This is a genomic window from Alishewanella sp. d11 (assembly GCF_049390205.1).
Lineage (GTDB): Bacteria > Pseudomonadota > Gammaproteobacteria > Enterobacterales > Alteromonadaceae > Alishewanella.
The window spans coordinates 2,973,797-2,997,131 of the sequence record NZ_CP186547.1 but is presented as its reverse complement, the minus strand read 5'-3'; the positions used below and the strand labels follow the sequence as shown (position 1 = coordinate 2,997,131).

Sequence of the window (23,335 nt, the reverse complement as noted above, 5' to 3'; positions counted from 1 at the left end):
TATTCCCCTAGAATACTAAATCTACGCCAGCAGTAAGCAAACCTACAGATTGGTCTGTCGATTTATCTTTTTGAGAGCTGAACTGAATTTTAAACGCCGCTGACGGATGGAAATCGTAACGTAAACCCGCACTTATTGTTGTCGCATCAAACTTTTGCCCAGTAACAACACCAATAACAGGCTGCAACAATTGCGGTGGCAATACCCCTACAAATGGCTGATAAATACTGTCTTTACTTTTATGATCTTCTCTTTCGAACACCACAAATGGCTGCCACTTGTCAAAACGGTAACCTGCTGAAACATAGTAGTTTGTTCTTTCAGAGTAGAAAGAGTTTTCGATACCAATGTCGTTGTATTCAAGTACCAGTTGCCAATTACCAGGCTCAAGTGTCACGCCAAGGCCATAAAAAGTGCCTTGATCATTATCAAAATCGAGCTCGCTCGCCAATGCTTGAAAAGCTGGAACACCAGTGCCCGCTAACGCATTCGTCAGTGGCGTAAAAGCGTCTGATACAACGGTAATATCACCTTGCACATAGGCAGCACGGAACGCGTACCAGTCTCGACTTAATTCCACATTAAGCGACACCACCTTATCTTGGCGAGTAGAGGCTGGCAGATCAAATATCGGATTGGTATCTGACGCTGAACCATAGAGCAACTGGGCCGTGGCATCAAAGCTACCTAAGGTTGTGGTGTAATAAAAAGACACGCCTTCAACTTTAGTAAAGCCAACGCCCGAATACACACTTTGCGGAACGGTGTGCCACAGATAGGCATAACCAACATCTTTAAAATCGGAGTATTTAAAGAATGGCACCCCAATGCGACCTGCACTAACCGTTAAATTGTCAGTCAGCGCATAGGATAAATATAGCCACTCGAATTCAACATCAAAATCGTTAACGCCCCGCCCCAACAATTGGCCTGTAACAGATAATTTTTCACCTAAATCTGACTTTACCTGCAACGCAAACAAGCTACCGGTTTTGAAATCTAGCTCATCGGTATACTCATAAAGCGTATCACCAGAAGAGGTTGTCATGCCCGCTTTAATAGAAGCGAAGCCGTTAACAGTAGTGTTGGCATGCACAGCCGTACTGGCGAGCGCTGCTAGGATGGCAAAACTTAAGAGACGTTTTTTCATATTGACCTCAATAGGCTTAAGCGACATTAAGCATGTGACTGAATTATAGGCAACCCGCAACACAAGTCAAGACAAATGAGACAAAAAAGACTTAAAGGACAATAAAGACAAAAGAGATTAAGAAGGGGCTAGGATAAAAAGGGGTCAGAGCTAATTTATTCAGATAATTAGCTCTGACCCCTTTTTATGGTTTTTTTGAACAGCTGCCTTTATTTTACAAGCAAACAAGCTAAATTTATTACATAAATGCAACCAAAGATTATCAAAATGGCCAGAAAACAACGCTTTTTTCTTAAAGGGAATCCTTGTCATATCGTACAGCGTGGCCATAATCGCCAAGCTTGTTTTTTCTGTGATGACGATTACGGTTTTTATATCAATAGCCTAGAAGAAGCGCTGCTACGCTATCATGTGCAGCTACATGCTTTTGTGCTAATGACTAACCACGTACATTTGCTGTTAACGCCAGAGACAAGCGAGGGCATATCCCGCGTAATGCAAAGCGTTGGCCGCGACTACGTGCGTTATGTTAACAAACACTATCAGCGCACTGGTACCTTGTTTGAGGGGCGATATAAGGCTAGCTTAATAGACAGTGATTTGTATTATTTACAATGCCAACGCTACATAGAGCTAAACCCTGTCCGAGCCATGATGGTACCACACCCAGCTAACTATCATTGGTCGAGTTATCAATTTCATGCTTTGGGTAAGAAGATTAACTGTTTAACACCGCATGAATTATACCTACGCTTGGGTGATACCGAACAAAGCAGACTAGCGGCTTATAAGGCGCTGTTTACAGAGGAATTTAGCGCTAGCGCCCTGCAAAAAATTCGTCAAAGCCTAATGCATAATTACCCATTAGGTGACGATCGCTTTCGAAAGCAAATCGAACACGCCATGGGCATAAAACTTGGCAAGTGTGGGCCTGGAAGACCAGAACTCAGCGATAAAAGGAATTGATAAAAAGGGGTCAGGATAAAAAGGGGTCAGAGCTAATTTATTCAGAAAATTAGCTCTGACCCCTTTTTGCTTTTTGGCTGCCCCTTTTATTGGGTTATAGCAATGAGTTTGGTGGAGGGAGCGTTAAATATGGCTCTGTGCCTTGGTACTTGTCGAGAATACGTTGAACAGTGCCATCATCAAAACGAGCCTGCCAAGCCTTGGCTAGCTGCTCTAGCTGGTTAATGGTGAGCGTTTTACGATTAAAGCCAAAATAAACGGGGCTTTCATAAACTTTAAATACTGCCCTTAGGTGCCTAACTTGTTTGCCGGTTACTGTACGCCAGTGGTTAAAAGCCATAATATCATCCATCACTCCCTGGACTCGACCGTTAACCAGTAACAACATCTTATCTTGATTACTTACAATCGAAATAAACATATCTTTTGTTCGTTCATCCAGTAACATAAGTGCCAATTCATCGCCATAGTAAGCGCCATTCAGCAAGGCAATTAGCCCAGTTCTATAATTTCTTAGCTGTTCTAGCTGAGTGACACCCACGAAGTTGCCGGAAGTCGCAATCAAATATATGCTTTCTAGATGATGCGGCCCAATAAACGCAAAATCAGTTTCTCGCTCAGTATTATAAGTAAGGTGCGCCAACACATCTAACTCAGCCTTATCAATCAGCTTTAATGAACGTAACCAAGGGCTGGGAATAAACTCTAACTGGCAGCCAATATCTTGCACCAACATCTGCAATAACTCGACGGTTAAACCTTGCCACTTATTGTCATGGAACTCGATAAAAGGCAAGAAACTGGTTTCATTACCGAAACGAATAGTACAAGCAAAAGAGGGGGCACACCCAAATAGAAAAACTACAGCAAGAAACATACTCCGCATACTGTCTCCCAGAAAAAGGGGTCGGAGCTAATTATAGGCCTATTTTTGAAAAAAGGGGGCTGTTAAAAAGGGGTCGGAGCTAATTAAAAAATAAAATTAGCTCTGACCCCTTTTTAAAGCCTGCTTCACAAATAGATGATACCGAGCCAAGGGCTGGATAACGGGCTTTGTTCGCGGGTCACTAACAAATTGCCTTGGTGCCAGAGTATGGCCTCCCACTGCCCTGCAGGGCTGATAGTGTGATAACTCGCCTTATCCCATAGTGGCGCGTTATCCGCCACAGGCACTATCCAGATAAAAGCCGAGACATTTAAAAAACCCAGGCGATAACCAATTAGCGCTAAACGCTGTGTTTGCGGATCGAAATCGGCCCCCGTAATAAGCCCATTGGCTGCAAATAGCTCATCACTTTTCGCTTCATACACGGCTGAATCTTTAGGGATCCGATACAGCCGCGTGTTTTGATCTTGCCAATTCTTGGTAAACAGCCACAGCTCCTCGCCCACCACCGTCAGTGCTTCACAATCATTATTGTGTGCATGCAAATTCGGCTTTGGCTCAATATCAGCTAGGCGAACCTTCATAAGCTGAGAAGGCAACGAACCTTCATTGTCTGCGCGATCTAGGTCTTGCCACGCCACCTTGTAAATCTGCAACCATTGCCGATCACCCATATTGTTACCACAATCAGCGACATAAAGTGTATGGTCGTCTTGCGCCAAATCTTCCCAATCTTTATTAACTGCATTTTTCAAATTAACACGCTGGGTAATTGCCCCGCCCGATGCCGGCATCGCAAACACAGTAGCGGGATTACCGCTGTCATTATGGGTCCATAGAATGTCGTGGCGCTTAGCTAACCCTGATGATTCGTTAATTTCAGCAGGTAAATGTGCTAACAGCTCTACCTGTAAATGGCTCGGGCTAGATAAAACGGGAGTCGTTGCCTCCCGATGTACAGCATCCAACGGAGCAGAGTGACAACTAGCCAAAAACAACAAAAAAGGGGTCAGAGCTAATTTTCGATCTAACCTTTGCAAAATGTTTGGAATCAATAACTTTAAGTAAATAGCCAAGAAATTAGCTCCGACCCCATTTTCTGGGTAATTAAGACGGTTAAATAGCTCTGACCCCATTTTAAGATCACCGGCTACACGTTATATTGTCAAATCAAAATATTACTCATGGGAAACACAGCATGTACCTGATAGTGAAGCACACTCACCTGACCATAATAGCACTCACGTTGCTATTCTTTTTGATCAATTTTGCCTTAACCATTAAGGGCTCTGACAAGGTTAACAATAAGCTACTGAAAATTGGGCCACATATTTTATATACCCTGTTTATTATCACGGCTATCTACTTAGTAACGGCCAGCCCGCTGCAGTTATACCCATTTGTTAATAGCTGGGCCTCCTCTAAATTAGGCGGCTTTGTGTTCTACATTTTATCTATTGCCTTTGCATTAAAATGGGCAAAATCAAACCTATGGCGCTTTGTCGGATTTTTCAGCGCCCTATTCTGGTTTGCCATGAGCGCCAGACTCGCCTACGCTCACCGGCTGAAAGTAAAAGGTGCAAGCGAAGATGTGAATGCCTATATTGAAGCGGCAAAGTCATTGCTGCTGGCAGTTAGCTAAGCTTTTAAACAAAAAATGCTGTAAAAAGGGGTCAGAGCTAATTTCCTACGGAAATTAGCTCTGACCCCTTTTTCGCTTTTTACAGCATTTTCGAAAGAAATTAACTCTGACCCCTTGATTCGAAGGGAGCTCTAATGCATGCAGGTGGAGTGCAGTGTAAATAACATGCAAATTTAATGCCTTGACAACGCGTAGCCAGACCACTACTGTTAATAAAAATAAAATAAAAGGGATCTTTATTGATGATAAAAATTAAAAAATATTTATACCGCTTTACTGCAGCTTCCTGCCTCTGGGTTGCGGCGTCTGCAACCGCTGAATTTACTCCCCCAGAGCCTATGCTGGCGTCTCTAAGTACGGTACACAACGAGTTATTGCTTTGCGGGATATCGGCACCAGCCCTAGCCAGTGATTGCAGTGATATGGGGCCACAAAAGTTACAAGTGCTAGCGCAACTTCGCTTCGCGCCTATCAACTGCTTTACATTCCCTCCAGAGCATGGTTGCGGTTCAAACCCCTACCAACAAATCAATTTTATTGTCGTGTATGCTGCCACAGCTACCGTCGAACACTGGCGCGCCCGTCAGGTCGGAGACGGTATCGATATCAGCCCACAGCCGGTTACAGCAGCCATGCAGCAACTGGCAGAGCAGGCTCTTCAGCTGCACCAGCACTACCCGGTGATGCAGCAGTATTACAGCTTTACCCAATTGAAGGATGGCAGCTTTGTCAATGAGCTGGGTGATATTCTGGATGTCAGTGCCATGCAAGCTTTTGCTGCTCCTCACCGCAGCAACGACGACAGTTTTGGCGACTGCCAGACAGCGCTGGATTACATGCATCGTAGCAGCTGCAGCACTGCGATTAATGGTTGGATCAGGGGCGTTGACCAGCAAATCAACACCCCGCCAGGATGGTGGCATAATATTATCGACAGCTTTGCTGTATCACTTGGGATTGTGCAGATTGGCTTTAATAGCCGCAAGTTTCAAACATTTCATTTCACGCTCAAATATAAGGATGGCAGCCGTCTAACGTTAAGCATTACACCGATACGCAACAATCGGGGCAGTCCAAGCATCATACTGAATTCTGATGTCAGCCATACCAGTAACGGGGATACCTTTACCGCTTATAAGGCCCGCTTGTTAAACACAAACGGTGTTGAGGTAAGCGGGCAGGAAACGCGCAGTATTTTTGGCGGTACTGGCTGTAGCAATATTACCCAAATAATTGGTCAGGATGTGACCTATCTGGTTACTGTTGTTACCATGCCTGATGGTACAAAGTATGTTTCATACGTCCAAAAAATTGGCTCAACACCCATAGAAAGCACCCGCACAGTATGCAATACACCAGGCTTGCCGGCTATGTTCTAACCCCCACCCTAGCATTTTGCCGGGGTATAAGCTGAATAAACACCTGTTTACCAAGTATAGGAAGTATAAACCACCTTATCTGCTCAATGGACGTTAGCTACCGATCAAGGGGTCCGATCAAGGGGTCAGAGTTGTTGATTGGTGCTGCAGATCAACGATCTCTGACCCCTTGATTAAGTATAAAAAGGGGTCGGAGCTAATTTCCAACCAGCCTAAACTAACGCAATGAAAAGTATAGGAAAGGTTTTAATAGCCTCGATCAACAACTCTGACCCCTTGATTAACCCCTTGATTAGGAAATTAGCTCTGACCCCTTTTTTATATTTTGGGTTAAAGTAAAGGTTGGCCGGCGCTTATGGTTTGCGTAATCTTAAGTTCAATAAGCTGCATCGGGTCGACTTTTAGCGGGTTGCGGTCGATTACGATAAAATCGGCTTGGTAACCCGGTTTAATCATGCCTTTGAAGTTTTCTTCAAAATGCTGATATGCCGCCCAATGTGTCATCGCTTTTAAAGCAGTGTATGTATCTACCCGCTGATCTGGCCCTAACACCTTACCGCTTCGAGTAACTCTATTCACCGTAGCATGTAAAACCCGCAGCGAGCTAGGCAGCGCCACTGGCGCATCGTGATGCGAAGTAAACATTAAACCAGCGTCTAAAACAGCTTTGGTTGGTGAAATAAACTGTGCCCGTTGCTCACCTAGAACAGATTGGGCATGCCAATCACCCCAGTAGAAAGTGTGCATCGGAAATAGCGAAGGAAAAACGCCCAGTGTTTTAATTTTCTCGATTTGATCGGCTCTCAAGGTTTGGCCATGAATTAACACATTGCGCCGATCAGCCATACCATATTTAGCTGTTGCTTCAGCAAAAATCGTTAACATTTGATCGATAGCTGCATCACCGTTAGCATGCACCAGTAGCTGCCAATTGTTGCTATAGGCTAAGTCTACATACTGCCGTACTTGAGCATCATTAAAAACAGGATAGCCAGCATAATCCTCAGTTTGCCCCTCAGGTGGATGATGATAAGGATGCGATAACCACGCTGTTTTTCCCTGCGGAGAACCATCTAAAGTTAGCTTAGCGCCACCGATCCGAAACTTGTGCTTATAGTGCTTTTGATAATAGGGCGACGACATCGCTGCAGCATCACTGACAATATCCGGATAAGCGACCACGTCTATCAACAAATCGCCCTGCTCTGCCGCAAGAATCATCATGGCAATGCTATCTGCCGACGCTCGCCCTTCTTGCGCAGTGGTATAACCATAACGAGCATAGAGTTGCTGGCCTTTTTTAAACATGGCTTGCTGCAGCTCTAAATCCATTTGCCCAAGAAGTTGCCCTAACGCCATAAAATGCGCGGTTTCTTCCAGGACGCCATTCGGCACTGTAGAGCCCGCCTTACGCCGAATAATACCCCCTTCAGGATCGGGCGTATCGGCATGAATATTCAGAATTGCTAAAGCTTTACTATTCACGACACTCAAGTGACCAGACGTATGCATGATTAAGATCGGCAGCTCAGTAGACACACGATCTAAATCTGCCGCTGTAGGATAACGATCTAATTCAGCATCATCATAACCAAAGCCAATAATAGCGCCAGTTTTAGCGACAAAAGGTTGGTAAGACTCATCAGATAAAGATGCTGTTAGCAGCGCAATCAATTGCTCAACTGTACTGGCTTGGCCATCAGGCGGAGGCAGCAAGTTCGGTACAGATGCTTGCAAGCCTACTGCAAACACATGGCTATGCGCGTCTATAAACCCCGGCAGCAGAGCTTGCCCCTGAAGATTGACATACCTAACCGGTTGAGTAGCAAACTGCTCAGCAGCAGCCTTAGTACCGGTGAAAACCACAGTGCCCTCTTTCACCAGTACCGCTTCAACATAACTGGGGCTATCCTCTGCCATCGTCAGAATATCCCCGCCATAATATAAACTGTAAGCTGACGATTGCTGGGCAGAATCATCAGCAAGCGGCTTGCTAGACGTGTGCTGCACACCACTATCACACCCCAACAAACTGAGCAAAACCCCAGCACAAACACCTAAAACACTTAATCTCATCTTCTCACTCCTAAGAAAAAGGGGTCAGAGCTAATTTCCTAGAATCAAGGGGTCAGAGTTAATTTCGAATCAAGGAATCCAAGGGTGATGAAATCAAGGGATCAGAGTTAATTTCAACTCTGACCCCTTGATTAACTCGATTCCCATTGATTCCCGGCACCTTGATTCAACTCTGACCCCTTGATTCACTAACCCCTTTTGCATAACAAAGTTGTCCATATTCAGCGATGTGTTTTTTAGCTCAGAAGAAAAAATCTGGTGATAAAAAGATACATCCATTAAATATGGCGTATTTAACTCATCAAATTAGCAAACAACACGCGATAACAAAAAATCATTAGTATCAATCCCCAAAATTGTTAAATCGATATCTGAACCTGTCCTGTAATTACCTTTAGCGCGAGAGCCATACAACACAACTTGTTCAATTTGAGGATGCCGCGCAAATACATTATTCATTTTGGCCAAATCACTGTTTGATAAACCAAACTTCATTTTAATCCTTGTAAAGTGACGACCAGCGCAAACAAAGCAGGTGCGTATGCTTGTTGAACCTTTGTGAATTCTTGCTCTAAAATCCGCTCATCATAAGTATGCACTGTACGGTTTCGGCTCTCTCGCATATCCATCAATACTTGAGCATTAGCAACGAGTCCAAGAGAAAAAGCAAGCCGACTTGCAGACCGTGAACCAGTAATACCTTGATGCCCCTCATACTCTAGATAATCTTTCAAAAACTTCTAAGCAAGTTCATGTGTAAATTCAAAACGTTGTAAAATGCCCTCTTTTATAAGTGTCGGTGCTTGCTCGTCATACTCAGCTAAAGCAGATGTTAATTGGCCCAGCGCTTTTTGATAATTTTAAAAGCGCTGTTGCCCGAGCTAATCGAGATGCAGTTTTACCAATAGAGGTTAGACAAGCCAAATCGGTTAATGGATCTTTGCGCTTTGCTTGCGAAACTTTTTTAACCTGTTGCGCCATAAACCCCCTCATCAATGACACTAACAGTGATAACGCTAATAACAAAAGTATACTCCTAAAAGTTCTTGCAGTAAAAAGGGGCAAAAAAAGGGGTCAGAGCTAATTTGAATCAAGGGGGTTAGTAATCAAGGGGTCATAATCAAGTCGTCATAATCAAGGGGTCAGAGTTTAATCAAGGGGTCAGAGTTTAATCAAGGGGTCAGAGTTTAATCAAGGGGTCAGAGTTAATTTCCTGCGGAAATTAACTCTGACCCCTTGATTATCCTGCGGAAATTAACTCTGACCCCTTGATTCCTGAACCCTTTTTTCATTTTTCCTTGTTTTGGGAACTTGCGGTGATCTAGACTGACTCAGTTTTACTATATCGAACCTTATTACTTATCTTTATCACCCGAAAGGAGTTTTTATGTTTAAAACGCCCCTGCTAAAATCTGTAAGCACTGCTGCGCTGCTTTTAGCCTCATTATCCGCTTTTGCTGCGCCATTTAGCCTAACCCCTCTGCCTTATGCTACTAATGCCCTAGAGCCTGTGCTTGATGCTAAAACCATGGAAATTCATCATGGTCGTCATCATCAAGCTTATGTTAATAACCTCAACGCACAAGTTGCTAATTTTCCTCAGCTGACAGACCTTAGCCTCGAACAAATGATGCAGCAAATGTCAGCCTTCAACATGGCGGTTCGCAATAATGGCGGCGGCCATTACAACCACCAATTGTTTTGGGAATTAATGGCTCCGGTCGGCCAGGGTGGCTCGCCTTCAACGGCTTTACAAGCTGCCATAGAACGCGACTTTGGCTCATTAGATGCAATGAAAACCGCTTTTAATCAGGCCGCTGCCAGCCGATTTGGCTCAGGTTGGGCGTGGGTTATCGTTAATGCCGACGGTAAACTACAAGTCACCTCTACCGCGAACCAAGATAACCCGTTAATGGATGTTGTAGAAGAGCGTGGTGCACCTATCCTAGCGCTCGACGTATGGGAGCACGCTTACTACCTTGCCTATCAGAACCGTCGTGGCGATTACAGCCAAGGCTGGTGGCAAGTTGTAAACTGGAACAAAGTCAATCAGTTATTTGAACAAGCCACTCGCAAATAAGCCAATGTAAAAAAGGTCAGGGTAAAAAGGGGTCGGAGCTAATTTCCAACCAGCCTAAACTAACGCAATGAAAAGTATAGGAAAGGTTTTAATAGCCTCGATCAACAACTCTGACCCCTTGATTCGATTCTAAGCACTTGCACGGAGGTAATGCATTTGCATTACCTCCACTTTGCGACTAAACTAGCCGTTATTAGCCAGCTTCAACCTGCGGAGAACATCATGTTTGTACAAATGGCTTTGGAAGCAGAATCAACATTGACAGATCGTTTCCAGACAACAGTACCAAGTTCTGTGCGTCAGGCATTACATCTGGATAAGAAAGACAAGATTAAATACATCATCCAATCCGATGGCAGCGTACTGATGCAACGAGCTGATTCGGCGGAAACTGATCCTGTGCTGGACCAGTTTTTATCCTTTTTGGCTGTTGATATGCAAAAGCATCCTGAAAAGTTACAACCATTATCAGCGAGTATGCGTCAGAGCGTGGCATCGCTGGTTACTGGGGTAGAAGTGGATTTGGATGCAGCATTATCTGATGAGGATGAATAACTTTGCCAGACAATGCTCCGATGGTGGTCAATGGTTGGACGCTATTTACCCATCCTCTTTTTGCACAGCAGTACCAAACGTTGAAAGACAAAGTAGAGGCATTAAAAGCAAAAGATCCACAAGAGTACATTAAGAAAAACGACGCGAAGCGGTTAGCAGCAATCTATAAGCTGGCTTTTGAGATTATCGCTCAAGATCCAACGTTGCCAGACTATCGCCAAGGGACGACATTAGGTGGCCACAATAAACATTGGTTTCGTGCCAAATTTTTTCAGCAGTATCGGCTATTCTTTCGTTATCATCTTGAATCGAAAATTATTGTTTATGCTTGGGTCAATGATGAAGACAGCAAACGAGCCTACGACAGTAAGACGGATGCTTACACAGTATTTGCAAAGATGCTAAAGTCAGGCAATCCCCCGGATGATTGGGATGCCCTTTTAAAAGCTGCCACGGACGCGCAACTCTCTCCTTAACTATCTAATCCCTTCTTTTGATAAGAAAATAATCTGGATCGTGATTCGGATTAGTTTATATGCAGCAGCGGGAATCAAGGGGTCAGAGTTGATTACCTTGATTGCTAACTGCGGCCGTACCTATCTGCAAAGCGCACAATGTCGTCTTCACCCAAATAAGAGCCCGATTGCACTTCAATAAGCTCTAGCGGAATTTTGCCGGGGTTTTCCAGCGAAAAAGGGGTCAGAGCTAATTTCCGCTGGAAAATAACTCTGACCCCTTGATTGCCATATAGATCGGGAAGGCTAACTACCTGTATCTCAGGAAAAAGGGGCCGGAGCTAATTTCCGCAGGAAATTAACTCTGACCCCTTGATTGGCAAAAGTCAAGACCTGATCCCTTTATTAAAAATCCTTGCTTAAATAGGTTTTTGTTACTACAGTAATAGAGTGTTAACACAAGGCAGGATGCTACATTGCGCATTACCTACGATACCGCCAAAAACCAGCGCAATATTCAGGAGCGTCAATTATCGTTTGACGATGCGGCTAATTTAGATTGGGCAACGGCCAGAATAATGCAAGACACCCGCAAAGCGTATCCTGAAGTACGTTACATTGCCGTAGGTTACCTTCAAGCACGCTTGCATGTATTGTGCTTTGCCGAGGCACAAGAGGGGATCCGGGTAATCAGTTTCAGAAAGGCAAATCAACGGGAGCAAAGAGCGTATGAAACAACTGATAAATGATGAAGGCGAAGTGCGCGAATTGACCGAAGAGGACTTGGCGCAATTTAAACCAGCTGCCGAAGTGCTGCCAGCCAGTTTAATGGCTAAGCTAAGCCGGGGTGGGCGTCCGGTATCAGATAACCCCAAAGTATCTACCACTATACGGTTTGATGCCGAAGTGCTAAACGCCTTTAAAGCCACAGGCCGTGGCTGGCAAACGCGCATGAATAACGCGCTTAAAGAATGGTTAGCCACACACCCACAATAATATACCGAGAAGCATGGGGTCAGGGTAATCAAGGGGTCAGAGTTAATTTCCTGCGGAAATTAACTCTGACCCCTTGATTACCCCTTGATTAGATTATCTCATGATACGGATTTTAGACTTATCCCACTTTAGAAGTAGGTTTTCACGAAACCACATTGGCTTGGCAAGATTGTACTCGTGATTTTTTATATCTAGCCAACCATTGGGGTTAACTTCGGCAAAAGGTATTAGAATATCGGTATTATCAAAGAAGTAAACTCTATGGCACTGACTGGCCATGTCATAAAGTTGAGCAAGGCTTCTATGATAGCGAGCTACAATTTTTTCAACCGGCACAGGGTGACCGCCTAATTGAACTCGTTCATCAACTCTATCGATATTAATGGTGGGATCTGCGATACACACGTAGTACAGATAACACTTAAACCCCAGTTCTTTTGCTTTAAGCAAATACTGCAAATGACTAGGATGGCTCATCACAGACTCATAACTATGTGAAACCTGCATATCAAGCCAAAGCTGGCGCTGGCCAGTAGCGATAGTTTGGGCAAGCTTAGAACGTCTTACCGGATCGGGTTCATGTTCAATTAAGGTTAATTCAATCTCATCTGGATTAACATATTGCCCAAGCGGAACATCATACTTTTCACGCAACTCATTTGTTAACGTTGTCTTACCTGACCCATTAGGCCCAGCGATTAACCTTAATCGCGGCATAAATCTTGTTCTAAAGTAGGAAAATCAGCAAAATGTTCCATAGTACGAACAATCTCTACTCTACCATCAGGGTAGCGCCGTTTAATAACGCCTTGTTGCGCAAAAGTGAAAGATACACCATTTTCAAGCGCTTTTGCCCGAGCTAGTCGAGATGCAGTTTTACCAATAGAGGTAAGACTAGCCAAATCGGTTAATGGATCTTTGCGCTTTGCTTGCGAAATTTTTTTAACCTGTTGCGCCATAAAACCCTCCTCAATGTCACTAGCAGTGATAGCACTAATAACAAGAGTATACTCCTAAAAGTTCTTGCAGTAAAAATACGTCGAATAAAGGGGGCAAGTAAAAAGGGGTCGGGGCTAATTTCCGTAATCAAGGGGTCGGGGTCTAATCTAATCAAGGGGTCAGAGTTAATTTCCGCAGGAAATTAACTCTGACCCCTTGATTACCCTTGATTACTAACTACGGCCGTACCTATCCGCGAAGCGCACTATGTCATCTTCGCCGAGGTAAGAGCCCGATTGCACTTCAATTAGCTCTAGCGGGATTTTACCGGGGTTTTCCAGCGCATGCACTGCGCCTAGCGGTATGTAAATAGACTGGTTTTCGCTTAGCAAGGTATCCTTGCCGTCGATAGTGACATTGGCGGTACCCGACACCACTATCCAATGCTCGGCGCGGTGGTGATGCATTTGAATAGACAGCTTTTCACCCGGTTTTACCGTAATACGCTTTACCTGATAACGCTGGCCGTTGCCGATAGAATCGTACTTGCCCCAAGGCCGATACACCTCACGGTGAATATGATGTTGGGTTTTCTCCATTACCGCGTAATCTATCGAATCCTCTGGGCAAGCCTTAAACGCCGCCGCAGCTGCTCGGCCGCGATAAAGGCCATAAACGATTACAACTACCCCCTGCCAAAACAACCGGAAAAATCATACCGCCTCGAAAAAGGGGTCGGAGCTAATTTCCAACCAGCCTAAACTAACGCAATGAAAAGTATAGGAAAGGTTTTAATAGCCTCGATCAACAACTCTGACCCCTTGATTCAAAGCATCTGTTAAAAACAGCCCCGTAGTACAACCGCCAATAAAAACGACTTGCGGTAACAATTCATGCAAAGCGGTGGCCACCTGAACCAACATCTCTTTCTGAAAATTCACTTTACTCACGAGTTTACCTGCAACAGTTTGCGTAACATATCAATGGCAATAGTTCGTTCTCTGGAATGCCCTATCCTTACCGCGTCTGTGAGCGCTAGCAGCGCGTAACACAAATCATCTGTTCGAACAGCAGTAAAGATATTTTCATGTAAAGGTTGCACTGCAACACCCTTGAGCTGCCCGTTAAAATAGGGCCAAATAGGTGCAAGCTCGCCAGATGACATTAACTTACCTTGCAGAACAGGCGCGGCAATTGACGTTGCAATGCCTCGCGTTACTTCCCCCTCTTTGGCAGGAAAAACGTACTGGATCCCATAAGCAATAAATTCAAGCAAGCCACGTGTATTGGCTTTTGGTAGACCGGTTTTACGATCGGCTTTTGCTAAACCTACCTCAAACATACGTTTCAAACTTAAGCTAATTTGAGATTTACTGATCCCAGTTTCCTGCTCTAAGGCTCTAACGGAAAACAAACTCTCTGTATAAGCAACGGAAGGCTCTTCAATATTAAGAATATCCTCACCCAACCAATTTGTTTGAGAATAAGGAACGAGCCACTCTGCATGGTACCGATCTGGATTAATCCAGCGCTGTGTAAGTGACTCAATTTTAAAGAGTACAACAATATCTTGACTTTTCATTCTAACCACCAACCAAAATTCCCGCGTCCTAGGACTAAGGACAGTATTCTATAGCATGGTTAAATAAGTCAAGAACAAATTAACGGGGCAAGAGGGTATGCCCCTTGATTACTAACTGCGGCCGTACCTATCTGCGAAGCGCACTATGTCATCTTCGCCGAGGTAAGAGCCCGATTGCACTTCAATTAGCTCTAGCGGGATTTTGCCGGGGTTTTCCAGCGCATGCACTGCGCCTAGCGGTATGTAAATAGACTGGTTTTCGCTTAGCAAGGTATCCTTGCCGTCGATAGTGACATTGGCGGTACCCGACACCACTATCCAATGCTCAGCGCGGTGGTGATGCATTTGAATAGACAGCTTTTCACCCGGTTTTACCGTAATACGCTTTACCTGATAACGCTGGCCGTTGTCGATAGAATCGTACTTGCCCCAAGGCCGATACACCTCGCGGTGAATATGATGCTCGGTGCGCCCAGCGGCTTTTAGCTGCTGCACTATATGTTTTACATCTTGCACCTGGTCTTTCGCTGCCACCAATACCGCATCTTTGGTTTGCACCACTACCACATCTTGCAAGCCCACCGTGGCCACTAAGCCCGTTTCGGCAAACACATAATTATTCTGGCTGCCGCTGCTTAGCACATCGCCCTTATGCACATTACCGTTAGCGTCTTTCTCGCTGATCTCCCACAGCGACGACCACGCCCCCACATCGCTCCACCCCGCCGCTAATGGCACCACCACCGCATGCTGGGTTTTCTCCATTACCGCGTAATCTATCGAATCCTCTGGGCAAGCCTTAAACGCCGCCGCATTCACCCGAATAAAATCTAAATCGGGATCCGTCTCGGCCATCGCCAACTCGCACGCGGCATAAATATCGGGGCGATGCTGCTTTAGCTCAGCCAAATACACACTGGCCTTAAACATAAACATACCGCTATTCCAATAATAGGCACCGCTGGCCAAATACCCCTGCGCCGTCGCCAAGTTCGGCTTCTCCACAAACTCCGCCACTTCAAACGAAGGGGTCGACGAAAAAGGGGTCAGATCTAAATTTCCGCAGGAAATTAGCTCTGACCCCTTTTTACCGCCGATCTCAACCGCATCACCACGCTTAATATACCCATACCCCGTCTCTGGCGCAGTAGGCACAATACCAAAGGTCACTAATTTATCGGCTTGCGCTAATACCTCAGCCTGCTTAACTGCGGCAGTAAAGGCTGCCGTATCGGCAATTACATGATCAGCTGCTAACACCAATAACAAAGGATCACTACCCTGCTTTACCGCCGTAAACGCCGCCAGCGCAATCGCTGGTGCGGTATTGCGGCCAATTGGCTCTAGTAAAATATTATGGTTAAGCTGGCTAATTTGCCGCAGTTGCTCGGCAGCGATAAAGCGATGCTCTTCATTGCAAATAACCAGTGGCAATTGCGCCTCTAAAGCCGCCAACCGCAGTACCGTGGTTTGCAACATAGAACTACAACCATGCAAGTTTAAGAACTGTTTTGGCATTAAATTGCGCGATAGAGGCCATAAACGATTACCGCTACCCCCTGCCAAAATAACCGGAAAAATCATACCACCTCGAAAAAGGGGTCGGAGCTAATTTCCGCAGGAAATTAATTCTGACCCCTTGATTGGATTTACATAAAAATCAACATTAAGAAACCAAGAATAACTACGGTTGCCAGAGTAAAAACGATGATTTTTGTTTCCGTTTTCATACCATCAATGTCTTTTTCGCAATGAGTGCAATAGGCAGTGGAATCACAAAGATCATTTCGGTAAATAACGTTTTTTACCTTAGGCCGAGTTAACCTACCGCAATGCTTACACCGACAGGTATACTCGGCAACTAAATATTCAAATGAAAAAGACATGCTGTCATCCTCTAACTACGGGGATGAATAAGCTTAGAACAAATCAAACCTAAATGTAATAGACGGCAAAGCATAACTACAATAACGCGCACTTACACTTAACCTGCCAAATATGAATTGCACTTAAGCTCAAAAATGCTAATTTATCATATACATAATTAGTACTTATACAGGGAAAACCACTATGAAGTTATTAAAAACTGCCACTTGTATCGCGCTTTTGATTGGTTCTTTTGCACAAGCACAAACGCAAAAAATTGAAACAGCAGATGTTCGAAATAAAATGTACTTACTTAATAAGGTTACTGCTGAGCAAGCCAATTACGGTGTATTTCATTTAAGTGTGCCCGCTGGCGGTTCTGTGGTATTTGTTGCCAATGGCAAAGATAGCTTTAAAATTGGTAGAGGGATAAACAATAACCGTATAACAAAAAGTAATAACGCCATTTTTTTTGATTTCTCAAATTTAGGAAATGGCCAATATTCCCTTACCGCTGTTACGGAATGCGGGGTTGCCATTTCAGCAGTTGTCGATGTTTATCCAGCAGATAAACTTAAAGCCCCAGGTGAGGCAATCAACAAAGTTGCGTTTGAAAGCCCCACTACTTGCAATAAGGCCGACTAAAAAGGGGGGCCCTGAGTGCGTAATTGCCTTACCAGCAAAGTGATACTGATCAAGAAACAAAGGGGCATAGTCGATCAAGGGTCAGAGTTATTGATCGCTGAATCCTTGATCAAAACCTACCTAAAATCAACAACTCTGACCCTGAGGGATCCCCACGAAATTTTAGTATCATATAATGCTGCAACAGGTGGTGTCGAGTAAATGCCTACAGTGCGTTAAGGTATCTCGCCACTGCTTCGTTGTCAGTTTCATGCTTCTTGCGATAGCTCGCAAACCCAGTGTATGGAACGATAATACTCGTTTTTCACGCTCGGTATTTGCCTGAAATTGCCAATGTTTTTTAGCCGCTGTTACCCCAACACCAAGTAAGATGAGTGCCAATGACGCTAAGGTAACCAGCAGCAGTAAGTTACTCAGGCGGTTAAGTTTTGTTGTACAGTTTTGTTCGAATCCTAAGCCAAACTGAGTACTCTTCATATCTCTGAAGCTTTCTTCTATTTGCATACGCTGACGGTAAATCGCGACAATGTTTTTGCCATGCTGACGGGTTGTCGGCAAATTCGAGGCGAGTAGCCACGGGTCTGAATTAGCGCGCGCATTGGCTTGTGATTTTTTAGAAGCTTTGATACTGCCATCAGCATTAAGTGCATGTCTTCCCTGTGCTTTTTGCTTATACAGCGTAAGCGAGCAGGCAAAGGGTGTGTTCCGGGCTATCTGTGCCTGATATTGTTTAGGTCGCTGTGTTGCTTTGAGATACAACTGACTTATGCACTGCCAGTGTGCACCACTGTCGATAGTGTAAAAATTAGGCTTGCGAACCCGGCCAACAAAATACCAACCTAGCGCTTCAACTTGCCTGAACCAAGGTGTTTTAAAGCCTGCATCAGTAACAATCACCGGTTTACAACTCGTAGGCAGTAGCAGTGATAACCGGCGTAAAAATAGCTTATGCGCAGCAGGCTTCTCTTTGGTACTTAACGGATGAACTTCCTCGTACAGCGTGATAGCACGACCATCAAAACTTAGTGAAGCACGAAGCAAAAAGTGTCTTTTACACTCATCTAAATCAGACCAGTCAATGCTTATCGTTGGATGCTTGGCAGTACAGAATAACCGACAAATTGCACCATAAACCACAGTTTTTTCACGCAAAAAGTGCGAATTAGACAGCAGCCTGTCGGCACGCTTAATATTATGTTTTTCATAGGCATTTGAACTAATGCCCCAGCCAATGCTGGTCACAGTAGCAGCACTTCCGTTTGCCAGGCTATGCACGCAGTCAATCACAGCTTTTTGTCTGGTGGCATGCATTTTTGGTGTGACAAATGAAACAATATTGGTCAAGATAGTGCGAACATTCATGGTTGTTTGGTCACGGTGATTTTTGGCGATTGATCTGATCACCAAACGCCATGAATGTTCCTTCCGAATTCATCTTTTTGTTTTAAAGCCTAATTTTATGGGGATACCTCAGACTCTGACCCCTTGATTGAAATCAAAAAATTCGAAAAGAAAATATTATCTCTGAGTTTAAAATTACACTCATTGAAATTTTTCATATAGTAAAAGTATAATAAGAAAGCTGACAACGAAATATGTCAAAGATGACCTAAAACTCATCAACACATCCTTTTAAGGAAATAAAATGATCTGGCTTGATAACTCTAGGATAATCGCAGTTTTTGCAGTTATTTTGCTACACGTTTCATCAGGTATTGTGCTAGGAAAAGAGGTTGGTTCTTATGAATGGTGGATTGGTAACATTTATGACTCTGCTGTAAGGTGGTGTGTTCCTGTATTTGTGATGATAAGCGGAGCATTGCTCCTTTCAGAAGAAAAGAATGAAAACTTAAAAACTTTTTATTTAAAGCGTACATCTAAAATTTTAACTCCAGCTTTTTTTTGGTCAATGTTATTTATTACTCTTGCTATCTTAGAGGGGCTTGTAACAGGAAGTAAGTTAACATACTCCGATATTTTGGAAAGGATTTTGAGTGGCAAACCACATTACCACATGTGGTATATTTATATGATAGTATTCCTTTACATTATAACTCCAGCACTTCGTAAAATTGCTTTGAACTCAACCCAGAGAGAGTTACTTTTATTCTCAGCAATTGGTTTTATAATATCCACATTAAATTACGCACATGAGATATTTTATAATACCAAAGATAGAATTTTCATTACGTGGTTTCTTGACTATATTCCCTATTTCTTGATGGGGCTATACATTAAAAGAGACATGAACCCTCCGAAAATAATAACTATTTTTCTCACTCTAACCATATCTATCATACTCACTGCCATTGGCTGCTTCTACTTGTCAAAAAAGCATGGTTTAGATATCGGTTTATATTTTTATGGATATGTGAGTATAACTGTAATTCCGATGTCTATTTCAATTATGTATTTATTTAAGTCATTAAATAGAAGCTTATTGAACACAAAAAGGACAAGAGAGTTATCAAATCTAACCTTTGGAATATATCTTTTCCACCCTCTAATTCTAGGAGCTCTTCAGTACAAAAAATTTGGAGCAATTAACTTCGAGCCCAGCATCTCAATTCCAACCATTACTGTTTTTGTATTTATACTTTCAATTTTAGTAACATTTACAATGAGTAAAACCCCTATATTAAAAAGACTTATATAAAAACACCAATAAACTGTAAAAATAAAAATTATTATTAAATAAAAAGTACACAACATTGAGGATGAGCTTAGATACAGTACTACAAGCAAATTAAACAACCGCAGCAGCTATCTGCTCGGCCATCTGGCGACAAAGATTCGCATCCGTGGCTTCAACCATTACCCGAATAAGTGGTTCGGTGCCCGATTTACGCAATAACACGCGGCCGGTTTTACCTAACTGCTGTTCAGCACTGGCTACGGCTTGTTGTACTGCTGGGGAAGTTAAAATTGTAGCTGCATCACCCGTTACTCTTACGTTAATAAGCACTTGCGGCAGTTTTTGCATACCCAGCTTAAATTCAGCCAAGGGCTTACCACTTTGCAGCATGGCTGCAAGCACTTGAAGAGAAGCGACAATAGCATCACCCGTACTTACTTTATCTAACAATAAAATATGGCCAGAATTCTCACCGCCAATTTGCCAGTTTAGCGCTTTAAGTTGCTCTAACACATAACGATCGCCAACTTTAGCGCGGCTAAATGGAATATCGAGCTGTTGCAACGCTAACTCTAAACCTAGGTTAGCCATTTGCGTACCCACTACCCCGCCTTGCAATACACCGGCTTGCTTAGCAGTACTAGCCAACATATATAGAATTTCATCGCCATCGACTACCACACCATTGTTATCGACCAACATTAATCTGTCGGCGTCACCATCCAGGGCAATTCCTAAATGCGCGTTATGGGCAACTACAGCAGTTGCTAAGCTATCTAGATGAGTAGCACCGCACTTTTCATTAATATTAATACCATCTGGCGCACAATGAATGGCTACAACTTCAGCACCCAGCTCACGGTATACCGCTGGGGCTACCTTATAGGCCGCACCATTGGCGCAATCTACCACTAGCTTTAACCCTGTTAAGCTTAAATGGTTAGCCAATGTGCCTTTACAAAACTCAATATAACGCCCGGCTGCATCATCAATACGGCGCGCCTTACCCAGTTTTTCACTGCTAACATAATCTATGCCAATTGTTAGCGCGTGTTCAAGCAAGGCTTCAATTTCTGCTTCTTGCTCATCGGTTAACTTAGTGCCTTTGTTAGAAAAGAACTTAATGCCATTATCATAAAAAGGATTATGCGAGGCGCTAATCACTACACCGGCATCAGCCCGAAAGGTAGAGGTTAAATAAGCAACCGCAGGTGTTGGCAAGGGGCCAACTAGGGCTATATTTACCCCAGCAGCCGATAAACCGGCCTCTAACGCCGATTCCAACATATAGCCACTGGCACGGGTATCTTTACCAATAAGTACTTCTTTAGTGCCCGTTGCCGCCAGCACCTTGCCAGCAGCCCAGCCTAATTTCATAGCAAAATCGGCAGTCATAGGAAACTCACCTACTTTACCGCGCACACCGTCAGTACCAAAAAATTCGCGCTTCATTATTCATCCTTAAAAATGATATTAATTAATTTGTAACGGTTTATCCGCTTTATAAAACCCAATGTCTGTTCAAGGGGCTTTTTCACAAAGTTTAATTATTGCTTCCCGCTCACCTTTGCTTTTAACAACATCCAAGCAAAGGCACTATTAGTCACTAAATAGCGTTTCCACATACGGCCGGGTTCTTGTAGTACGCGGTAAAACCACTCTAAACCGTAGTTTTGCATCCATACGGGCGCGCGTTTAACCTTACCCGCCATAACGTCAAAGGTGCCGCCAACCCCCATTACAAAATCCACACCTAACTGCTCACGCCAACGGTTAATAAAGTTTTCTTTTTTCGGTGAGGTTATAGCGACAAATAATAAACGGGCACCAGAGGCTTTAATTTGCTCAACTACCGCTTGCTCGTTATCCCAAAAGTAACCATGGTGATAACCGGCTACTTTTAACTGCGGGTATTTTGTCAGCATACGAGCCGTGGTTTCTGCCACAACTTCTTGCTTAGCACCTAAGAAAAATACCGGATAGCCTTTAGCTGCAGCCATAGCCAACAACTCTAAAAACAAATCCACACCCGCTACGCGCTCGGTTACCTTATGCCCTAAAAAGCGCGCACCCAGTACCACCCCCATGCCGTCGATATTGATAATGTCGCACTCTTTAACAGAAGCCGCTAACTCTGGGTCTTTACCCATATTCACCAGTTTTGCCACATTCACCACAACATGCTGGGTAAATTGTTTATTCGCAACCCGCTCAGAAATCACCTGCACGGTTTGTTGCATACTGGCAGAATCCATTGGGTTGCCTAAAAAATTAATCCTTTGCATCTTGCTCTGCCTTTACACGGTTAAAAAGGGCGAATGAATAATAAACCCAAGCTTGCGTCCAACGCATATAGTTAACTTTATTGGTATAGCGCGCGCTCTTTTGATACACAAAACGCTGCTGTTTTGGCATGTAAAGCTCACCAATAGACCAGTTAATACATTTTTCCGCCAACGCCATATCTTCAGCTGTACCACCAACACGAATTAAGGTTATTACAGCTTGCGCAACAGAATGCATATCCAGTGGGTAGCGATTATTATGGTAGTACTTAGCCGTGCCATCTTTTTCAAACAACTCTGCTTTGTAAAAGGCCAAACCTTTGGTTATGGCTTGGTCAAATTCAGTTGTTGTTAGTGCGGATCGGATATGATGCAGAGCTTCAAGGTTATAACCGGTATGAAAGCCATCAATAAACTGATGATGATGGCGCGAACCATATACCCAGCTGCCATCCACTCCCTGCTCGGCAACACTTTGTCTGGCAACTTGCAAGGCGAGTTCAGCGTATTCTTTATTCTGTGTTTCTGCTGCTACTATCGCTACCCAGGCAGCGCCCCATAAACTGGCATTGTGCACAAAGGCTGTTTCACCAGGGATATAAGCAAAAAAGGTACGCCCCTCATGCTGGGTAAACAGGGTTTTCACAATAAAATTAGCAGCATCAAAGGCTACTGTGCGGTAAAGCGGTTTATCAACTACCTTAGATAAGGCAAATAACGCCTGCGCAACATAAATGGTGGTAATTACATTAGGTTTACCCTTGGGCACAAAAAACGCGCGGGCATTCCAATCAAAATGATAGCCCCAACACGCGTGTTGCCACTGCTCTTTATCGCTTTGCTGGCTTAATAACCAATCTGCTAACTCACAGGCCTGGGTAAGTAAGCTGGCATCACCATTTTGTTTATACTGCTGCAGCATACCTAAGATATATAAGCCAACCCCTTTAGGGTTACGTGCTTTAGGCACACCAAGCAAAGGCCGCAAATTAATGGGCGAGCGTTTATGTAATTGGATCCAAGCTAGACCAAATAGCCCTTTTTTTAAAAAGGGCAATACGGAAAAGAGTTTGCTGTTTAAACCATCAAAAGGATCATAGCCAGCAAAGCTTTGTGCTTTGGCACTTGCAAAAAGCGCCTCTACAACATCTGTAGTCACTTTGCCAGCGTTAGAAGTATTATTAAGCATTACATATCC

Annotated in this window: 24 protein-coding genes and 3 pseudogenes; 10 read left to right on the top strand and 17 right to left on the bottom strand. The window is 43.9% G+C overall.

Features of this window, described 5'->3' with window-relative positions; all coding sequences use genetic code 11:
- Nucleotides 1-7: 7 nt before the first annotated feature.
- A complete protein-coding gene (locus ACO1PK_RS13595; protein WP_423186146.1) occupies nt 8-1,150 on the bottom strand; it encodes a porin in 1,143 nt (380 codons plus the stop codon).
- Between the two features lie 267 nt (nt 1,151-1,417).
- Here ACO1PK_RS13595 and ACO1PK_RS13590 point away from each other — a divergent pair, with 267 nt between their 5' ends.
- Nucleotides 1,418-2,116, top strand: coding sequence for a transposase (locus ACO1PK_RS13590; protein WP_423186145.1), 699 nt, complete (start codon nt 1,418-1,420; stop codon nt 2,114-2,116).
- Nucleotides 2,117-2,210: 94 nt separating this feature from the next.
- Here ACO1PK_RS13590 and ACO1PK_RS13585 read toward each other — a convergent pair whose 3' ends face one another.
- Both ACO1PK_RS13585 and ACO1PK_RS13580 read right to left on the bottom strand, forming a co-directional pair.
- Nucleotides 2,211-3,002, bottom strand: a complete 792-nt coding sequence (locus ACO1PK_RS13585; protein ID WP_423186144.1) for a substrate-binding periplasmic protein — start codon at nt 3,000-3,002, stop codon at nt 2,211-2,213.
- A 125-nt stretch (nt 3,003-3,127) separates the two neighbouring features.
- The gene (locus tag ACO1PK_RS13580) at nt 3,128-4,138 is read right to left on the bottom strand and encodes a hypothetical protein (RefSeq protein ID WP_423186143.1); all 1,011 of its coding nucleotides are present in this window, start codon (nt 4,136-4,138) and stop codon (nt 3,128-3,130) included.
- Between the two features lie 62 nt (nt 4,139-4,200).
- Between ACO1PK_RS13580 and ACO1PK_RS13575 the strand changes: the two genes are divergently transcribed.
- Both ACO1PK_RS13575 and ACO1PK_RS13570 read left to right on the top strand, forming a co-directional pair.
- A complete protein-coding gene (locus ACO1PK_RS13575; protein ID WP_423186142.1) occupies nt 4,201-4,644 on the top strand; it encodes a SirB2 family protein in 444 nt (147 codons plus the stop codon).
- Nucleotides 4,645-4,886: 242 nt separating this feature from the next.
- On the top strand, nt 4,887-6,023 hold the full coding sequence (locus ACO1PK_RS13570) for a hypothetical protein (RefSeq protein ID WP_423186141.1): 1,137 nt from the start codon (nt 4,887-4,889) through the stop codon (nt 6,021-6,023).
- A gap of 330 nt (nt 6,024-6,353) precedes the next feature.
- Here the strand turns inward: ACO1PK_RS13570 and ACO1PK_RS13565 are convergent, their stop codons facing one another.
- The 3 genes and pseudogenes from ACO1PK_RS13565 to ACO1PK_RS13555 form a co-directional block, all read right to left on the bottom strand.
- The gene (locus ACO1PK_RS13565; protein WP_423186140.1) at nt 6,354-8,099 is read right to left on the bottom strand and encodes an amidohydrolase; all 1,746 of its coding nucleotides are present in this window, start codon (nt 8,097-8,099) and stop codon (nt 6,354-6,356) included.
- A 306-nt stretch (nt 8,100-8,405) separates the two neighbouring features.
- On the bottom strand, nt 8,406-8,594 hold the full coding sequence (locus ACO1PK_RS13560; protein ID WP_423186139.1) for a nucleotidyltransferase domain-containing protein: 189 nt from the start codon (nt 8,592-8,594) through the stop codon (nt 8,406-8,408).
- Nucleotides 8,591-8,947 (bottom strand): annotated as a pseudogene (locus ACO1PK_RS13555) (HI0074 family nucleotidyltransferase substrate-binding subunit); the annotation flags it as partial. The gene ACO1PK_RS13560 and the pseudogene ACO1PK_RS13555, both read right to left, overlap by 4 nt.
- A gap of 539 nt (nt 8,948-9,486) precedes the next feature.
- On the opposite strand from ACO1PK_RS13555, the gene ACO1PK_RS13550 reads away from it, so the two are divergent.
- From ACO1PK_RS13550 to ACO1PK_RS13540, 3 genes are all read left to right on the top strand, one after another.
- Entirely contained in the window at nt 9,487-10,179 is a 693-nt protein-coding gene (locus tag ACO1PK_RS13550) for a superoxide dismutase (RefSeq protein WP_423186138.1), read from the top strand.
- A 222-nt stretch (nt 10,180-10,401) separates the two neighbouring features.
- Entirely contained in the window at nt 10,402-10,734 is a 333-nt protein-coding gene (locus ACO1PK_RS13545; protein ID WP_423186137.1) for a type II toxin-antitoxin system PrlF family antitoxin, read from the top strand.
- A gap of 20 nt (nt 10,735-10,754) precedes the next feature.
- Nucleotides 10,755-11,210 (top strand): type II toxin-antitoxin system YhaV family toxin, encoded by a 456-nt coding sequence (locus ACO1PK_RS13540; protein ID WP_423188223.1) that lies wholly within the window; start codon nt 10,755-10,757, stop codon nt 11,208-11,210.
- A gap of 104 nt (nt 11,211-11,314) precedes the next feature.
- Here the strand turns inward: ACO1PK_RS13540 and ACO1PK_RS13535 are convergent.
- A pseudogene (locus ACO1PK_RS13535) lies at nt 11,315-11,422 on the bottom strand (hypothetical protein); the annotation flags it as partial.
- A 243-nt stretch (nt 11,423-11,665) separates the two neighbouring features.
- On the opposite strand from ACO1PK_RS13535, the gene ACO1PK_RS13530 reads away from it, so the two are divergent.
- Nucleotides 11,666-11,938, top strand: a complete 273-nt coding sequence (locus tag ACO1PK_RS13530) for a BrnT family toxin (RefSeq protein ID WP_423186136.1) — start codon at nt 11,666-11,668, stop codon at nt 11,936-11,938.
- Nucleotides 11,919-12,185, top strand: coding sequence for a BrnA antitoxin family protein (locus ACO1PK_RS13525; RefSeq protein WP_423186135.1), 267 nt, complete (start codon nt 11,919-11,921; stop codon nt 12,183-12,185). Before ACO1PK_RS13530 ends, ACO1PK_RS13525 begins: the two co-directional genes overlap by 20 nt.
- Nucleotides 12,186-12,278: 93 nt before the next feature.
- On the opposite strand, the gene ACO1PK_RS13520 is transcribed toward ACO1PK_RS13525, so the two are convergent.
- From ACO1PK_RS13520 to ACO1PK_RS13495, 6 genes and pseudogenes are all read right to left on the bottom strand, one after another.
- On the bottom strand, nt 12,279-12,902 hold the full coding sequence (locus ACO1PK_RS13520) for a zeta toxin family protein (RefSeq protein WP_423186134.1): 624 nt from the start codon (nt 12,900-12,902) through the stop codon (nt 12,279-12,281).
- Nucleotides 12,890-13,144, bottom strand: coding sequence for a hypothetical protein (locus tag ACO1PK_RS13515; RefSeq protein ID WP_423186133.1), 255 nt, complete (start codon nt 13,142-13,144; stop codon nt 12,890-12,892). Before ACO1PK_RS13515 ends, ACO1PK_RS13520 begins: the two co-directional genes overlap by 13 nt.
- A 213-nt stretch (nt 13,145-13,357) precedes the next feature.
- A pseudogene (locus ACO1PK_RS13510) lies at nt 13,358-13,711 on the bottom strand (cupin domain-containing protein); the annotation flags it as partial.
- A gap of 204 nt (nt 13,712-13,915) precedes the next feature.
- The gene (locus tag ACO1PK_RS13505; protein ID WP_423186132.1) at nt 13,916-14,074 is read right to left on the bottom strand and encodes a hypothetical protein; all 159 of its coding nucleotides are present in this window, start codon (nt 14,072-14,074) and stop codon (nt 13,916-13,918) included.
- A complete protein-coding gene (locus tag ACO1PK_RS13500) occupies nt 14,071-14,706 on the bottom strand; it encodes a hypothetical protein (RefSeq protein WP_423186131.1) in 636 nt (211 codons plus the stop codon). Before ACO1PK_RS13500 ends, ACO1PK_RS13505 begins: the two co-directional genes overlap by 4 nt.
- A 111-nt stretch (nt 14,707-14,817) precedes the next feature.
- The gene (locus tag ACO1PK_RS13495) at nt 14,818-16,290 is read right to left on the bottom strand and encodes a mannose-1-phosphate guanylyltransferase/mannose-6-phosphate isomerase (protein ID WP_423186130.1); all 1,473 of its coding nucleotides are present in this window, start codon (nt 16,288-16,290) and stop codon (nt 14,818-14,820) included.
- A gap of 486 nt (nt 16,291-16,776) precedes the next feature.
- On the opposite strand from ACO1PK_RS13495, the gene ACO1PK_RS13490 reads away from it, so the two are divergent.
- Nucleotides 16,777-17,217, top strand: coding sequence for a hypothetical protein (locus ACO1PK_RS13490; RefSeq protein WP_423186129.1), 441 nt, complete (start codon nt 16,777-16,779; stop codon nt 17,215-17,217).
- 168 nt (nt 17,218-17,385) lie between these two features.
- Here the strand turns inward: ACO1PK_RS13490 and ACO1PK_RS13485 are convergent, their stop codons facing one another.
- Entirely contained in the window at nt 17,386-18,621 is a 1,236-nt protein-coding gene (locus tag ACO1PK_RS13485; protein ID WP_423186128.1) for an IS4 family transposase, read from the bottom strand.
- Nucleotides 18,622-18,862: 241 nt separating this feature from the next.
- Between ACO1PK_RS13485 and ACO1PK_RS13480 the strand changes: the two genes are divergently transcribed.
- A complete protein-coding gene (locus tag ACO1PK_RS13480; protein ID WP_423186127.1) occupies nt 18,863-19,873 on the top strand; it encodes an acyltransferase in 1,011 nt (336 codons plus the stop codon).
- Nucleotides 19,874-19,963: 90 nt separating this feature from the next.
- On the opposite strand, the gene glmM is transcribed toward ACO1PK_RS13480, so the two are convergent.
- The 3 genes from glmM to ACO1PK_RS13465 form a co-directional block, all read right to left on the bottom strand.
- Nucleotides 19,964-21,304 carry a phosphoglucosamine mutase gene (glmM, locus tag ACO1PK_RS13475; RefSeq protein ID WP_423186126.1) on the bottom strand — a complete coding sequence of 447 codons (1,341 nt, stop codon included), beginning with the start codon at nt 21,302-21,304 and terminating at the stop codon, nt 19,964-19,966.
- A gap of 95 nt (nt 21,305-21,399) precedes the next feature.
- Nucleotides 21,400-22,137 carry a WecB/TagA/CpsF family glycosyltransferase gene (locus tag ACO1PK_RS13470; RefSeq protein WP_423186125.1) on the bottom strand — a complete coding sequence of 246 codons (738 nt, stop codon included), beginning with the start codon at nt 22,135-22,137 and terminating at the stop codon, nt 21,400-21,402.
- A complete protein-coding gene (locus ACO1PK_RS13465; protein ID WP_423186124.1) occupies nt 22,124-23,326 on the bottom strand; it encodes an aspartate-semialdehyde dehydrogenase in 1,203 nt (400 codons plus the stop codon). Before ACO1PK_RS13465 ends, ACO1PK_RS13470 begins: the two co-directional genes overlap by 14 nt.
- Nucleotides 23,327-23,335 lie beyond the last annotated feature (9 nt).

Bases quoted from the DNA above. Each gene is read 5' to 3' on its own strand.
- ACO1PK_RS13545 (WP_423186137.1), top strand. From the start codon at position 10,402: ATGTTTGTACAAATGGCTTTGGAAGCAGAATCAACATTGACAGATCGT.
- ACO1PK_RS13565 (WP_423186140.1), bottom strand. From the start codon at position 8,099: ATGAGATTAAGTGTTTTAGGTGTTTGTGCTGGGGTTTTGCTCAGTTTG.
- ACO1PK_RS13580 (WP_423186143.1), bottom strand. From the start codon at position 4,138: ATGGGGTCAGAGCTATTTAACCGTCTTAATTACCCAGAAAATGGGGTC.
- ACO1PK_RS13480 (WP_423186127.1), top strand. From the start codon at position 18,863: ATGATCTGGCTTGATAACTCTAGGATAATCGCAGTTTTTGCAGTTATT.
- glmM (WP_423186126.1), bottom strand. From the start codon at position 21,304: ATGAAGCGCGAATTTTTTGGTACTGACGGTGTGCGCGGTAAAGTAGGT.
- ACO1PK_RS13540 (WP_423188223.1), top strand. From the start codon at position 10,755: ATGGTGGTCAATGGTTGGACGCTATTTACCCATCCTCTTTTTGCACAG.
- ACO1PK_RS13525 (WP_423186135.1), top strand. From the start codon at position 11,919: ATGAAACAACTGATAAATGATGAAGGCGAAGTGCGCGAATTGACCGAA.
- ACO1PK_RS13500 (WP_423186131.1), bottom strand. From the start codon at position 14,706: ATGAAAAGTCAAGATATTGTTGTACTCTTTAAAATTGAGTCACTTACA.
- ACO1PK_RS13495 (WP_423186130.1), bottom strand. From the start codon at position 16,290: ATGATTTTTCCGGTTATTTTGGCAGGGGGTAGCGGTAATCGTTTATGG.
- ACO1PK_RS13560 (WP_423186139.1), bottom strand. From the start codon at position 8,594: ATGAAGTTTGGTTTATCAAACAGTGATTTGGCCAAAATGAATAATGTA.
- ACO1PK_RS13490 (WP_423186129.1), top strand. From the start codon at position 16,777: ATGAAGTTATTAAAAACTGCCACTTGTATCGCGCTTTTGATTGGTTCT.
- ACO1PK_RS13550 (WP_423186138.1), top strand. From the start codon at position 9,487: ATGTTTAAAACGCCCCTGCTAAAATCTGTAAGCACTGCTGCGCTGCTT.
- ACO1PK_RS13595 (WP_423186146.1), bottom strand. From the start codon at position 1,150: ATGAAAAAACGTCTCTTAAGTTTTGCCATCCTAGCAGCGCTCGCCAGT.
- ACO1PK_RS13470 (WP_423186125.1), bottom strand. From the start codon at position 22,137: ATGCAAAGGATTAATTTTTTAGGCAACCCAATGGATTCTGCCAGTATG.
- ACO1PK_RS13575 (WP_423186142.1), top strand. From the start codon at position 4,201: ATGTACCTGATAGTGAAGCACACTCACCTGACCATAATAGCACTCACG.
- ACO1PK_RS13465 (WP_423186124.1), bottom strand. From the start codon at position 23,326: ATGCTTAATAATACTTCTAACGCTGGCAAAGTGACTACAGATGTTGTA.
- ACO1PK_RS13520 (WP_423186134.1), bottom strand. From the start codon at position 12,902: ATGCCGCGATTAAGGTTAATCGCTGGGCCTAATGGGTCAGGTAAGACA.
- ACO1PK_RS13585 (WP_423186144.1), bottom strand. From the start codon at position 3,002: ATGCGGAGTATGTTTCTTGCTGTAGTTTTTCTATTTGGGTGTGCCCCC.
- ACO1PK_RS13515 (WP_423186133.1), bottom strand. From the start codon at position 13,144: ATGGCGCAACAGGTTAAAAAAATTTCGCAAGCAAAGCGCAAAGATCCA.
- ACO1PK_RS13590 (WP_423186145.1), top strand. From the start codon at position 1,418: ATGGCCAGAAAACAACGCTTTTTTCTTAAAGGGAATCCTTGTCATATC.
- ACO1PK_RS13570 (WP_423186141.1), top strand. From the start codon at position 4,887: ATGATAAAAATTAAAAAATATTTATACCGCTTTACTGCAGCTTCCTGC.